Genomic DNA, 13,944 nt, shown 5'->3' on the forward strand with positions numbered 1-13,944 from the left:
CCTGTGCCTGATCCACGTTTTTTTGAAGTCGGAACACAACTCGACCTCGATCAGGCCCTCGCGTTGACGCAAGGTCGGCTGGCCAAGCCGGACGCAAAGGGGAGCGGCTTTATCAAAGCCTGCGCCCCTTTGTCGCTTTCCGGCGATGTGAGCCTCGGGGTCGGCAAGGCTGCTTTCTTCGGCGACCGACGCTATCTGGCGCAACTGCACCGGACGGCGGCGGAATATGTGTTTGTAACCGCCGATTTCGTCGATCATACGCCGGAAACGAGCCGGGCCATCGTATGCGCCCAGCCGCAGGCGGCGTGGTCGCGCGTCGCCGGTCAGCTTTATCGCCCGCGCGTGCATGACGGCGCACAAGCCGTTCACCCGTCCGCGCGGCTGGAGGAGGGCGTGCAACTCGGCGTCGGTGTCGTGATCGGTCAGGACGTCGAGATCGGCGCCGGGACGCGCCTCGAAGCCTACGCCGTCATCGGGCCGGGCTGCCGAATCGGTCGCGATGGCCGCATCGGCGCGCACGCTACCGTGTACTGCGCCCTGCTGGGCGACCGGGTGCAACTGGCTTCGGGTGCGCGCATCGGCGAAGCGGGTTTCGGTGTCAGCGGCGATGCGCGCGGTCTGGTCGATGTGCCGCAACTGGGGCGTGTTATCCTGCAGGACGACGTCTCGATCGGCGCCGGCACGTGCGTGGATCGCGGCGCTTTCGAGGATACGGTGATCGGCGAGGCGACCAAGATCGACAATATGGTTCAGATTGCGCACAATGTGCATCTGGGCCGCAACTGCATCGTCGCCGCCCATTCCGGACTGTCGGGGTCTGTCGTCGTCGGCGACGGCGCCATGTTCGGGGGGCGCGCCGGGATTATCGACCATATCACCATCGGACCCGGCGCCAAGGTGGCCGCCGGGGCTTCGGTATTCAAGGACGTGCCGCCCGGAGTCACGGTTTCGGGGTTCCCCGCCCGGCCATCGCGCCAGTTCCTGCGCGAAATGGTCTGGCTGGAGAAGAACGCCATCAAGGATAAAGGATAAAAGACCTCCATGACCAATCTGACTGACGAAGCCGCTCCGACGGCGGGCGAGGGGACGGACCCTGTGGCTGCCGCGCCGGTGAGCGTAGACTATGCTGAAATTCTGCGCCGCATCCCGCATCGCTATCCGTTCCTGCTGATCGACCGTGGCGAAAACTGGATCAAGAATACGTCAATGACCGGCATTAAGAACGTCACGTTCAACGAGCCGTTCTTCAACGGGCATTTCCCGGAAAATCCGGTCATGCCGGGCGTTCTGTTGATCGAGGCGCTGGGGCAGACAGGCGCCGTGCTGATGTCGAAATCTTTGGACGCGCAAGTTGAAGGCAAGACCATCTTCTTTATGTCGGTGGATGGTGTACGTTTCCGCAGTCCGGTGCGTCCGGGCGACGTGGTGCGCATGCCGGTCGAGGTGGTGCGGCACCGCGGCGATGTCTTCAAATTCCGTGGCGAGGCCTATGTCGGCGACCGGATCGTCTGCGAGGCGGAGTTCGCGGCCATGGTGGTTGAGAGCCCTAAATGACAGTCAGTATACACCCGACGGCGATCGTTCATGACGGCGCGCAACTGGGCGCCGACGTCAACATCGGACCTTTCTGCGTCGTCGGGCCGGAGGTGACGCTGAAAGACCGCGTCACGCTCAAATCGCACGTCTCGGTGGATGGGCTGACCGAGATCGGCGCCGATTGCGCCGTGCATCCGTTCGCCTGCCTCGGCGGACCGCCCCAGCATCTGGCGCATAAGGGCGAGCCGACGAAGCTGATCATCGGCGAGCGCAACCTGATCCGTGAGCATGTCGCCATGCACGCCGGCACCGTCAAGGGCGGCGGCGTGACGATCATTGGCAATGACTGCCTGTTCATGACCGGCTCGAACGTCGCGCACGATTGCATTCTGGGCGATAATGTCATCATGGCCAATTACGCTTCGATGGGCGGCCATGTGCAGGTCGGGGATTATGTGTTTCTGGGCGGGGTGTGCGCGATCCACCAATTTGCCCGGCTTGGCCGTTACTGCTTCATCGGCGGCGGCGCCATCGTCACCAAGGATGTGATTCCTTACGGCAGCGTATGGGGCAATCATGCGCGTCTGGAGGGGCTGAACCTTGTCGGCCTGAAGCGGCGCGGCTTTTCACGCGAGCTGATTCTGGCGCTGCGTACCGCCTATCGCATGATGTTCGCCGAAGAAGGCACGTTCCAGGAACGTCTCGACGACGTGCTGGAGAACTTTTCCGAGGTCGATCAGGTGGTCGAGATCGTGCGTTTTATCCGCGAGGACTCCGGCCGTCCGATATGCCTGCCGTCTGACTCATGAGCGGGAGCGGCAAACTGGCGCTGATCGCGGGCGGCGGCGGCCTGCCGGTCGAGATCGCGACGCATTTGCGCGCGTCCGGGCGGCCTTATATCGTTATTCGTATCGAGAACCTGTCAGACGCGGCGCTGGAGGCGCATCCCGGTTATATGCTGGGCCTGGGCGATTTTCTCAAACTGTTCGAGATACTGTCGAACGAGCAATGCAAGGCCGTGTGCATGTGCGGCTATGTGCAGCGTCCTGATTTCGACGCCATGCCGCGCGACGAGATGGGCGCGCGCGTTCTGCCGACGATCCAGAGCGCCGGACGCGGGGGCGACGATTCTCTGCTGCGCCAACTGGCCAATGTCATCACGGCGCAGGGCTATGTGATCGAGGGCGCGCATGAGGCCCATCCGGGTCTGCTGATCGGATCGGGTCTGCAGGCGGGACCGGACCTGTCGCCCGCCGCCATGGAGGATGCGCAGAAGGCCTTGCAGGTCGCCGCCGCGATCGGACAGCTCGATATCGGGCAGGCCGTGATCGTCGCGGGCGGCGTGACCCTGGCGGTCGAGGCGCAGGAGGGCACGCAGGCCATGTTGCGGCGGATTCCGCTGCTGAACGCGGCCCTGCGCGGCACGGTCGAGGCGCGTAAAGGCGTGCTGGCCAAACTGGCGAAACCGATTCAGGATCTGCGCCTGGACATGCCTACAATTGGCGTCGCGACGGTCGATGACGTCGCCGAAGCGGGCCTGTGCGGCATTGTGGCGCGTTCCCATCACCTGCTGATCGTGGATAAACCCGCCGTCTTCGCCCGCGCAGCCGAGAAAGGCGTCTTCATCTATGGCCATGACGATACCTAAAAAGATGGCGACGACTAAAAAGATCATGCTGGTCGCCGCCGAGGCGTCCGGCGATCTGCTCGGCGCCGGACTGATGGCGCAGCTCAAGGCGCAGGCGCCGCAGGTCGAGTGGCGGTTTGTCGGCGTCGGCGGGGCGCGCATGGCCGAACATGGCGTCAAAAGCCCGTTTGACATCGCCGAACTGTCGATCCTTGGACTGGTTGAGGGCCTGAAAGCCTATGGCCGGGTCATGCGCCGGGTGCGCGACACGGCGGCTCTGGCGGCGGCGGAAAAGCCGGACGCGGTTGTGTTGATCGATTCGTGGGGTTTTACGCTGCGCGTGGCGCACGCCATCCGTAAGCTGATGCCCAATGTGAAGCTGATCAAATATGTCGGGCCGCAGGTCTGGGCGATGCGGCCGGGCCGCGCGAAGACCTTGGCGCAGGCGGTCGATCTGCTGCTGGCCCTGCATCCGATGGACGCGCCCTATTTCGAGCGTGAGGGGTTAAAGACTGTCGTAGTCGGCAATCCGGCGCTCAATGTCGATTTTTCTCACGCCGATCCAGCGGCGTTTCGCGAGTCCTTGGGCGTGACGCCGGAAGACCAGCTTTTGCTGGTGTTGCCGGGCAGCCGTCCATCCGAAATCAAGCGTCTGATGCCGGTCTTCCGCGAGGTCATGCTGCGGCTGGGACGAGAGCGACCCGGCCTGACCATGGCCATTCCTGTCGCCGAGACGGTGCGCGAGGCGGTTGTCGCGGCGACGCGCGACCTGCCGCTGCGCTTCGTGCTGATTGAGAACGAGGCCGACAAGTACGCGGCCATGAAGGCTGCCGACCTGGCCCTGGCCTGTTCCGGCACGGTCTCGACCGAACTGGCCCTGGCGGGATGTCCGATGGTCATCGCCTATCGCATGGAGCCGCTGACCTGGTGGATCGTTCAGCGCTATTCGACGCTCAAGCACGCCACCCTGTTCAATACTGTGGCGGGTAAGCGCATCGCGCCGGAATTTTTGCAGGACGACTGCACGGCGGACAAACTGCTGGCCGAGGTCGGGCGGCTGCTGGACGATCCGGCGGCGCTGGCGGCTCAGACCGCCGAACAATATGCGGCGCTCGACCTGATGGGACGCGGGCAAAAGCCGCCCGCCGAAAAGGCGGCGCGGGCGGTTCTGGCGTTCTTGGGGATCTAAAGGCCTCAGCCGTTTTTCAGAGCCTTGCGTTGCGCTTCGACGGCGGCTTTGAGGTCGTCGATCTTGGCGCCATTGATTGCCTGATCGCCGACCACGAAGGTCGGGGTGCCGGTGATATTGAGGTCGGCGCCGAGATTCATCACCTTGTTAATATGGTCGCGGGCGGCGTCGGATTTCAGGAAGGCGTGCGCCTTGTCAATGTCCACCCCGACCTTTGCCGCCAGCGCGTCGAGCGCTGGGACATCCTCGGCCTTATTGGTCATCAGCGCATAGTGCATCGGGGCGTACTTGCCCTGTTGAGCCGCGGCCAGGGCGTAGGCGGCCAGCAGCGGTGAATTCTGGTTGATGACCGGATATTCCTTGACGATGATCGCAACGTCCGGGTTCTGCGCCAGATAGTCTTTCAGCACAGGCGTCGCGGCGCGGCAGAAGGTGCAGTTGTAGTCGAGAAATTCCACGATCTTGACCGGCGCCTGGGGATCGCCCAGCACCGGATCGCTGGCGTCGTTGAATAACGAGTCGTGATGCGACTTCACGCCGTCGGCCAATGCCTGTTCCGCCTTGGCCTGCATTTGCGCATTCAGCTTGTCCGAGGCGTCCTGCAACATGTCGGGGCGGCTCAGCAGGGCTTCGCGGACCATCCATGTCCGCACCGGCGGCGCGACATAGGGGGCGGCGGCCAGCACGACAGCGAAGACGGCGAGACCGACCGCGATGTTGGCCTGACTGAAAATATCGCGCAGGGGGGAGGGTTTGAACTCGGGTTCGGACAAGGGGGGAACTTTCTGATCAGGGGTGGCGGCGCTTGGTTTCGCCGTCAACCGGGGCGATGCCCAGTTCGGAGGAGGTGGTCATGACGATGTCGCGGGCGCGGCGGAATTCCGGCGATTGCGGATCGAAATATTTTTGCGACCAGACCGCCGAGCTGCGCGCGGCGTTGTAGTCGCCTTCATAAAACTGCGCCTCGGCGGTGGCCAGACGCGCCAGACCCGGTTGCTTCAGCGCGTCGTAAGCCTGCGCCAGTTGCTCCCAGGCGAAGCCGTCATCCTCTTCGTATTTGATGGATTCCTGCAGGTGCTGCACGGCTTCGTTGAGGTCGTCCTTGTCGCCAATGGCGATCAGGGTCTGACCGAGATTGAGCTGCAACAGGGCCGCCGTCGGCATCAGTTCGACCGATTTCTCGTGCGCGGGTTTGGCCAGTTTCGGACGCCCGGTTTCAAAATAGATCTGGCCCTTCAATTCCCAAAGATAAGGATTGTCGGGATTTTCCTGAATCAGCGCGTCGAGATCATTGATCGCCTTATCCCAGTTGCCCTGTTTATAGGTGGCGATGACGCGGGCGTAGCGCGCGGCGAAGCTGTGATCGGTTTCAGGATAGAGCTGGAAGGTCTTGATCGGGTCGTCCAGGAAACCGGCCAGCTTGGCCTTGACGATCTTGAACTGCTCGATGACCGCCGGGCTATCCGGCGTATTGTAATGGGGCTGCTTCTTTGCAAAATCGGTCAGGGCCTGAATGCGTTCACGCGACAGGGGGTGGGTGCGGAAGAATTCGTAGCGTTCGGCGTGGCTGAAGGTTTCGACATTCCTGAACTTGTAGAAGAAATCGACCAGGCCCTTACCCGACATACCAGCCTTTTCCATCGCCTTGACGCCTGCCACATCGGCGGCGGATTCTTCAGTTTGCATGTAATGCAACTGGTTGAGCGCGCCAAAGGTCGGTGAGGAGGCGGCGATGCCCAGGCCCGCATCGGGCGCGCCCGCCAGCGCGGCGACGATGCCGAGGCCGAGCGAGATCGCCATTGGCGCGCGGCCCGCGCGCTCGATTTCATCAGTGCGCATCATGTGGCCGCCGCTTAAGTGGCCGGTTTCGTGCGCGATCACACCGAACAACTGATTGGGCGTATCGGCCTCCATGATCAGACCGGTGTTGAGGCCGATGACCAGTCGAAAGGTCGAAAAGGCGTTCAGATCGCTGGAGGCGATCAGCAGATAATGCACGTCGTCGGGATTGAGTCCGGCGGCGACCAGAACGGGCCGCGTCTGCGTCTTGAGGAAGGTCTCGATCTCTGTGTCGCGGATCACACTTTGCGAATCGGGGTCGATATCCTGGGCGGATGCGGTCAGCGGCGACACGAGCAGGCTCAGGGACAGGCTGGCGCAGGCCCCAAGCAGAAGCCCTTTGCGCCATGCGGGCGGCGATAGGCGTAGCACACGGATCAGGTAGGCGCGAAAACCTTGCATCGCGAAGACCTTACAGCAAGCGGTTACAGGAAACCAGTATGTCCCCAGTATGTCCGATGTAAGCGGCAAGCGTGACAAATCTAGGGCGGGTGTCCGAGAAAAGGAAAGGGCGGACCCGAAGATCCGCCCTTTTCGATCACGATCAGCGACGCCACCAGCCGCGCTTGGGCTTCTCCGGCGGCGCAGAGATTTCTGCGGGATCGGGCTCAGGCTGGACGGGTTCCGCTGCAACGGTTTCCAACGTCTTTTCCGGCTCAGGCGCGGGGGCGGGTTCCGCTACGACCGCTTCGGAAGCGGGGGTGGGCGCTTCTGACGCCGGTTCGGCCTCGACCGTCTTCTTGCGGCTGCGGGTGCGGCGCGCGGGCTTGGCAGGAGCCTCGGCTTCGGGCGCCGCCTCTGCGACGACTGGCTCGGCTTCCGCCGCAGGTTCGGCAGGCGTCTCAGCGGCTTCTGCAACCGCGTCTGCGACCGCTTCCGGCGCGGCTTCAGCGTCAGGCGCAGCCTTGCGACGGCGCGAGGGACGCGGACGCTTTGGCGCGGGCGCCTGGGCGGCGTCTTCCGGCGTCAGCGAGGTCGGTTGCGTCGTCGCTTCGCCGAGCACGCTGATGTTTTCCGCCGCTGCATTTGCGGCGGGTTTCGCTGTCCTGACCTCATCGCGTGGCGTATCGGAGGTTTGGCGCTGCTGCTCCTCGAATGGGTCGATCCAGACATAGGGCGCCTCAAGCGACGGCGTACGGGCGCGGACCCACGAATAGGTTTCGCGCGGGCGACCGTCAAAGCCGGAGCGGCGACCGCCACGGCGACCGCGGCGGCGGCGGCCCTTGCGGAAGTCGTTTTCGTCGCTATCGTCTTCGTCTGCGCCGTCTTCATCCGGCGCGGCGGCGCGCTCTTCCGGCTCGGCGCGGTCGCGATCCTTGCCCCCGCGGCGGCGGCGGCGGCGGCGTCCGCCGCGACGGTCGTCGCGATCTTCTGTACGCGCGGAGGCTTCGTCGTCGTCCGTATCCTCACGCTCGATATCGGCCTCATCCTCAGCCTCGTCTTCGACCTCGTCTTCGATTTCAGGCTCAAAGGCGATCGGCTCAGGCCGCACAGGCGGCGTGAAATCGACTTCGTCGGCATGGACGGTGCGTACGATCTGGATGTCGGTCTGGCCCATATCGGCGTCGATCTCGACATTGACCTTCAGGCCCCATTCCAGCCGCAGCTTGGCGAGGTGGACCTGCTTTTCGTTCAGTATGTAGAGCGCGACGGCGACGGGCAGCTTGACTGTAATGGCGCCAGCGCCATTCTGCATCGCCTCCATGTCGATGGCCCGCATCGCCGACAGGGCGGCGGAATCGACGGAACGGATGCGCCCCGTGCCTTCGCAGTGCGGGCAGACGATGGTGGTGCCTTCCAGGAAGCCGGTGCGGCGGCGCTGGCGGCTGATCTCCATCAGGCCGAAGCCGGAAATCTTGCCCATCTGGATGCGCGCACGGTCCTCGGCCAGCGCGTCCTTGAGCTTTTTCTCGACGGCGCGGTTGTTCTTCGGCTCATCCATGTCGATGAAGTCGATGACCACGAGACCGGCCAGGTCGCGCAGACGCATCTGGCGCGCGGCTTCCTCGGCCGCCTCCATATTGGTCTTGAGCGCGGTCGCCTCGATATTGCGCTCCTTGGTCGACTTGCCGGAGTTGACGTCGATGGCGACCAGGGCCTCGGTCTGGTTGATGACCAGATAGCCGCCGGATTTCAGCGGCACGACCGGCGAATAGATTTTCGAGATCATGTCCTCGACGCCGTAGCGCGCGAACATCGGCGCATTGGCCTTGTAGAGCTGAATCTTCTTCGCCTGGGACGGCATGATCATGCGCATGAAGTCCTTGGCGCCGCGATAGCCGTCCTCGCCTTCGACCAGCACGCCGTCGAAATCCTTATCGAACAGGTCGCGGATCGCGCGCTTGACGAGGTCTTCTTCCTCGTAGATCAGCGCGGGCGCGTTCGATTTGAGCGTATTCTCGCGAATCGTCTCCCAGACGCGCAGCAGATAGTCATAGTCGCGTTTGATCTCGATCTTGGTACGCTTGGCGCCGGCGGTGCGCACGATCAGTCCCATGCCGTGCGGCACGTCGAGCGAAGAAACCATTGTCTTGAGGCGCTTGCGGTCCGTTGCATTGGTGATCTTGCGCGAAATGCCGCCGCCGCGCGCCGTGTTCGGCATCAGCACGCAGTAACGACCGGCCAGAGACAGATAGGTGGTCAGGGCCGCGCCCTTGTTGCCGCGTTCCTCCTTGACGACCTGGACCAGCAGAATCTGGCGTCGTTTAATGACTTCCTGAATCTTGTAACGGCGGCTGAGAAGCTGGCGCAGACGGCGCTCTTCATCGGGCAGGTCGTCGCCTTCGTCCTCGTGGTGATGGTCGTCATCGTCGGCGTCGTCGCCATGGACTTCGGCCTTGTCGCCATTGCCCTTGCTTTGCGCCTGAGCCAGTTCGGCCATCAGTTTTTCGCGGTCGGCGACCGGAATCTGATAGTAGTCAGGGTGAATTTCGTTGAAGGCGAGGAAGCCGTGCCGGTTGCCGCCATATTCGACGAAGGCGGCTTGCAGGCTGGGCTCGACGCGGGTGACCTTGGCGAGATAGATATTGCCGCGCAATTGTTTGCGGGCGTGGCTTTCGAAATCAAATTCCTCGACGCGGGATCCGTTCATCACGACGACGCGGGTTTCTTCCGCGTGCGTCGCGTCTATCAACATTGTTTTGGGCATTAAAGACGTCTCCGTAGCGCTCGGACGCGACTCGGCGCGCGGCGTAAGGGCCGGCGGGTATGAGGGCGGGGCGCTGTTGGGTGGGGTAAAGGCGCGCGCGCATGACGACGTCATGCTCAACCGAGGCTCCGGTAAGGAAAATCTCTACAGGTTGCAGGGCGCGGCCCATGGGGTTGGTAATCCAGACTTGTATTCTAAGGCAGCGCAAAGTGCGCTGAAAAAGGGCGTGACGAAGAGTTCGGTGCGAAAAATCTTCGCTGCGGACGGGCGCTTGATCCTGCGGAAATCCGTTTGAATCGCGTCGCCGTGCGAGATGGCGTCCCGGTATCGACTTCACAAGGGCATCGGACGCGGCGTCCGGCGAAATTCGCGCATCAGCGCTGAATCGGCCATACCGCCTCGTCGGCGACGTCCTGAGCGAAACCATGTCGGTAAAATGTCAGAGGCGTCAACCTATTTCTTCGCGTCATAAGCGTATCGGCGTCGTTGCGGAAATTCCTGTGCGCTTGGGGGGATATTTTAACGGGATGGCAACCATATTCCTAAAGAGAAAAAAAGGCATAGGCTTTAACGCTATCTCGACCTCTCTCAGGCATAGTCACCATCATGACGAGGCGCAAAGCCGCCGCGTTTTGACGGCCCTCTTGAATCTGGCCTACATAGAATATGTGGTGTGTGGAGTAACAATGACACGACGGTTCAAAACCCTCGTAAGCCTGAAGACGACCCTTTGCGCGCTGGCCGCAGTCGCGCTGCCCGTTCTTTCTCTAAGCCTTCCTGCGCCAGCTCTGGCGGAGGCTTCGACCGGCGGCGACGTCGTGCGCGTCCGTCTTGGCGGCGATACGCACCAGACCCGCATCGTGGTTGAACTGGACAAAAGCGTCGAGGGCAAGATGGTCGGCGCCGAAAATGGCGCGCGTCAGGTGATCGCCTTGCCTGATATTGATCTCGACCACATGCTGACCGGGCAGGGGCGTGGTTTGATCGCCGACTGGAAGATCGAAAAGATCGCCGGCAGCACGCGCCTGCATCTGGATTACAGCGGCAAGGCGCGAGTGCTGCGGCGCTTCCTTCTGCCGCCCGCTGACGGGATCAGCGTTTATCGCTACGTCGTCGATATTGCGCCGGAGGGCGCTGACGCGACCTCCGCGCAGGCTGCGCCCTTACCGGTCGTAACGCAGGCAGTCGCTCAGGCCGCGCCGCTGCCGGAAGATAATGCGCTGCGTAAGAAGGTGATCGTGATTGACGCCGGCCACGGCGGCAAGGATCCGGGCGCGCATGGCGCGTTCAGCCTCGAAAAAGACATCAACCTGGCCTCGGCCAAGGCCTTGCGCGACGCGCTGGAAAAGACCGGACGCTACAAGGTCATCATGACGCGCGACACCGATTCGTTTGTCGATCTGGCCGGGCGCGTCCGCATTGCGCGCAGCGCCGACGCCGACCTGTTCATCTCGCTGCACTCCGATTCGGGCGGCGACGGCTCGACCTCGGGCGCCTCGATCTACACTTTGTCGGACTCCGGCACCGAGCGTGCAGCGAAAAAAGCCATGGTCAAGGGCGACTGGTCGCTGTCGGACATGACGTCGTCGGATCGCATCGTCAACCGCATCCTGATCGACTTGACTCAGCGCGCCACCAAGAACCGCTCGGCGACCTTCGCCCAGCTTGTCATGGACCATATCGGCGCCTCAACGCCTTTGCTGAAAAGCAATCTGCGTCAGGCCGGTTTTGTGGTGCTTCTGGCGCCCGACGTGCCGGCGGTGCTGCTCGAAATGGGTTATGTCAACAATGATCATGACGAGAAGATGCTCAACGACCCGCATCATCGCGAGCTGATGATGAGCGAGGTCGCCAAGGCCATCGACCAGTATTTCGACAATGATGTGCGTTACGCTTCGTTCGCCGGTCTGAATTAAGCGCTCCTGACGCCCCGAAACGGATATGAAGCAAGGCCCCGCGTATTATGCGGGGCCTTTGTCCGCGTGGTCGGTGCGCATTTTCTGCGGAATCGCTTTGCCTGAGAGCAGCGGTTTGATAAGTGTCGGGGCGTACAGGTTTGACGGATGCGATGGCGCGCCGTCGCAAGCGTATCTGGAGGCGGTTTGCGCAAGACGTCGGAGCGTTGGTTCACCATAGCGGGGGTGATCTCCATGAGCCTTGTGGCTCTGGCGGGCTTCGCCGTGGCGATTTACGCCGCCTGGCTGTTCCATGACATGCCGGACGGCTCCGAACTGGCGGACTTCCATCCGGTCACCTCGGCGCGGGTCTTCGCATGGGACGGCACCCTGATCGGGCAATATGGTCAGGAACGGCGCATCTATGTGCCCTATAACCGCATTCCGCCGCGTTTGCGCGAAGCCTTCATGGCCGCTGAGGACCGCAGCTTCTTCCAGCATAACGGGGTCGATGTCGGCGGCGTGTCGCGCGCCATGGCCAAGAACGTCTTCAATCTGTTGCGCGGGCGCCGTTTCGAGGGCGGATCGACCATCACCCAGCAGGTCGCCAAGAACCTGCTGCTCAACAATGAGCGCACCCTGGGCCGCAAGCTGAAAGAGGTCATTCTGGCGCGGCGGCTGGAGAAGAATCTCAGCAAGGAACAGATTCTCGAACTCTATCTGAACGACATCTATCTCGGCTATCGCGCCTATGGCGTCGGGGCGGCGGCGTTCAACTATTTCGGCAAGTCGGTCGATCAGCTCTCTTTGAGCGAGATGGCGTTTCTGGGCGCCCTGCCCAAAGGACCGGAGAATTACAAGCCCTCGACGCACAAGGCGGCGGCGATTGCACGCCGCAACTGGGTGCTGGGCGAGATGGCCAAGGCGGGCTGGGTGACCCAGGCCGAGGCGCAGGCCGCCATGAAGGACGATCTGGTCATCCAGTCCAAGCCCTTGCGCGCCAAGTATCAGGACGCCGACTATTTCGTCTCCGAGGTCGAACTGCGCTCCAAGCGTCTGTTCGACGACAAGATCTACACCGACGGCTACTACATCAAGACCACGCTCGATCCCAAACTGCAGACCATGGCGCGCGCAGCGCTGATGAACGGTCTGGAGGCCTATGACCGCCGCCACGGCTGGCGCGGCGCCTGGGGTAACCTCGATGTCAATGACCCGAACTGGGCGGAGGACGCGCAGACCGCCGAAGACCGCATGCCGGACAGCCATAAGGCGCCTTCCGAACGTCCCGACTGGATCATCGGCATGATCGTCAAATCCAGTGGAACGGTGCGCGACATCAACGGCGGCGAGGGCGTCATCCGCAGCGCCGATATCGCCTGGGCTAAGGCGACGCGCGGCCTCAAGGTCGGCGATCTCGTCTATGTCTCGAAGGACGCCGACGGCGCCTACAGCTTGCATCAACCGCCACTGGTCAATGGCGCCCTGGTGGCGATTGACCCGTATTCGGGGCGGATTCTGGCCATGGTCGGCGGCTATTCCTACTCGTTGTCCAAGTTCAATCGCGCCACTCAGGCGTCTCGCCAGCCTGGTTCGTCGATCAAGCCGTTCGTCTATGCGGTGGCGCTGGAGCATGATTTCACGCCCGCTTCAATCGTCGAGGACTCGCCGGTGTCGATGATGGGCGGCGACGGCTAGATGTGGACGCCGGAAAATTACGAACACGACTATCTCGGCCCGCAGCCGATCCGGCGCGGCATCGAGCTGTCGCGCAACCTGATGACCATCCATCTGGCGCAGAAGGTCGGCATCAAACAGATCACTCAGGGCATCGTCAATTTCGGCGTCAACGACTCCATGCCGAATGAAATGTCGATGGTGCTGGGGGCGGGCGAGGTCAATCCGTACCGTCTGGTGGACGCCTACGCCATCTTCGTTAATGGCGGCTATAAGGTGAAGCCGCACATGATTTCCGAGGTCGAGGACCGCAATGGCCACGTCGTCTATAAGGCGGATGAGCGGACCTGCCCGGCCGCCTGCACGGGCGTCTTCGACGGTCTGGAAAGCCCGCGCCTGCCGCAAATCGGCGATCCGGTGCTGGACCCGATTACAGCCTATCAGATCAATTCCTTCCTGCAGGGCGTGACCATCCGCGGCACGGCGGCGGCGGCGCGCAATATCGGCTTCCCGATCGGCGGCAAGACCGGCACGACCAATGATTTCCGTTCGGCCTGGTTCGTCGGCTTTTCGGCGGACATCGTGGCGGGCGTGTTCGTCGGCTTTGACGATAACCGCTCGCTGGGCAATCATGAGACGGGCGCTGTCGCGGCCCTGCCGATCTGGATGGACTTCATGAAGCAGGCCCATGCGGGCAAACCCGCGCGCGACTTTAACAAGCCTAAGGACGCGGTTTACGCCTATGTGCGCGGCATTGAGGAGGCCTTCAAGCCGGGCACGGAGCCGAAGATTCAGGTCGCGCCGGACGTCGACGGACCGAAACCTTATCTCAATACCTGGCAGGATGGCGGTCCCGGCGCGGACCAGAACGACGCCGCGCCTGTGACCTATGTGCCGTCGGAAGAACCGCCGCCGCCTGCGGCGAACAAGCCTGATGCGCCCATCGTCTATGTGCCGCAGCAGAACGAAGCCCCGCGGCGCAGCGCGCGCAACGGCAAAAACCAGTTCTGACTTGTCATCAGGGGGCGGGAGC

At 62.7% G+C, this 13,944-nt stretch carries 9 protein-coding genes and 1 pseudogene; 7 read left to right on the forward strand and 3 right to left on the reverse strand.

Features of this window, described 5'->3' with window-relative positions; all coding sequences use genetic code 11:
* Positions 1-3: 3 nt before the first annotated feature.
* From lpxD to lpxB, 5 genes are read left to right on the forward strand one after another with little or no spacing between them, the layout of a single operon-like run.
* The gene (gene lpxD / locus ACTHLA_RS16730) at positions 4-1,032 is read left to right on the forward strand and encodes a UDP-3-O-(3-hydroxymyristoyl)glucosamine N-acyltransferase (RefSeq protein ID WP_440192093.1); all 1,029 of its coding nucleotides are present in this window, start codon (positions 4-6) and stop codon (positions 1,030-1,032) included.
* A 9-nt stretch (positions 1,033-1,041) separates the two neighbouring features.
* Positions 1,042-1,554: a 3-hydroxyacyl-ACP dehydratase FabZ gene (fabZ, locus tag ACTHLA_RS16735; protein ID WP_440192096.1), complete on the forward strand. Its 513-nt coding sequence runs from the start codon at positions 1,042-1,044 to the stop codon at positions 1,552-1,554.
* A complete protein-coding gene (lpxA, locus tag ACTHLA_RS16740; RefSeq protein ID WP_440192099.1) occupies positions 1,551-2,345 on the forward strand; it encodes an acyl-ACP--UDP-N-acetylglucosamine O-acyltransferase in 795 nt (264 codons plus the stop codon). The genes fabZ and lpxA overlap by 4 nt, the downstream gene beginning before the upstream one ends.
* Positions 2,342-3,184, forward strand: coding sequence for an LpxI family protein (locus ACTHLA_RS16745; protein WP_440192102.1), 843 nt, complete (start codon positions 2,342-2,344; stop codon positions 3,182-3,184). The genes lpxA and ACTHLA_RS16745 overlap by 4 nt, the downstream gene beginning before the upstream one ends.
* The gene (gene lpxB, locus ACTHLA_RS16750; RefSeq protein ID WP_440192105.1) at positions 3,165-4,352 is read left to right on the forward strand and encodes a lipid-A-disaccharide synthase; all 1,188 of its coding nucleotides are present in this window, start codon (positions 3,165-3,167) and stop codon (positions 4,350-4,352) included. Before ACTHLA_RS16745 ends, lpxB begins: the two co-directional genes overlap by 20 nt.
* A gap of 5 nt (positions 4,353-4,357) precedes the next feature.
* On the opposite strand, the gene ACTHLA_RS16755 is transcribed toward lpxB, so the two are convergent.
* The 3 genes from ACTHLA_RS16755 to ACTHLA_RS16765 form a co-directional block, all read right to left on the reverse strand.
* Positions 4,358-5,125, reverse strand: coding sequence for a DsbA family protein (locus ACTHLA_RS16755; protein ID WP_440192107.1), 768 nt, complete (start codon positions 5,123-5,125; stop codon positions 4,358-4,360).
* A 16-nt stretch (positions 5,126-5,141) separates the two neighbouring features.
* The gene (locus tag ACTHLA_RS16760) at positions 5,142-6,593 is read right to left on the reverse strand and encodes a M48 family metalloprotease (RefSeq protein WP_440192110.1); all 1,452 of its coding nucleotides are present in this window, start codon (positions 6,591-6,593) and stop codon (positions 5,142-5,144) included.
* A 142-nt stretch (positions 6,594-6,735) separates the two neighbouring features.
* Positions 6,736-9,339: an Rne/Rng family ribonuclease gene (locus ACTHLA_RS16765; protein WP_440192113.1), complete on the reverse strand. Its 2,604-nt coding sequence runs from the start codon at positions 9,337-9,339 to the stop codon at positions 6,736-6,738.
* Positions 9,340-10,025: 686 nt separating this feature from the next.
* Between ACTHLA_RS16765 and ACTHLA_RS16770 the strand changes: the two genes are divergently transcribed.
* Complete coding sequence (locus tag ACTHLA_RS16770) at positions 10,026-11,255, forward strand: N-acetylmuramoyl-L-alanine amidase family protein (protein WP_440192116.1); 1,230 nt, start codon at positions 10,026-10,028, stop codon at positions 11,253-11,255.
* Between the two features lie 297 nt (positions 11,256-11,552).
* Positions 11,553-13,922: pseudogene (locus ACTHLA_RS16775) on the forward strand (penicillin-binding protein 1A).
* The last annotated feature ends 22 nt before the right edge of the window (positions 13,923-13,944 follow it).

This window comes from Asticcacaulis sp. (genome assembly GCF_051956075.1).
Classification (GTDB): domain Bacteria; phylum Pseudomonadota; class Alphaproteobacteria; order Caulobacterales; family Caulobacteraceae; genus Asticcacaulis.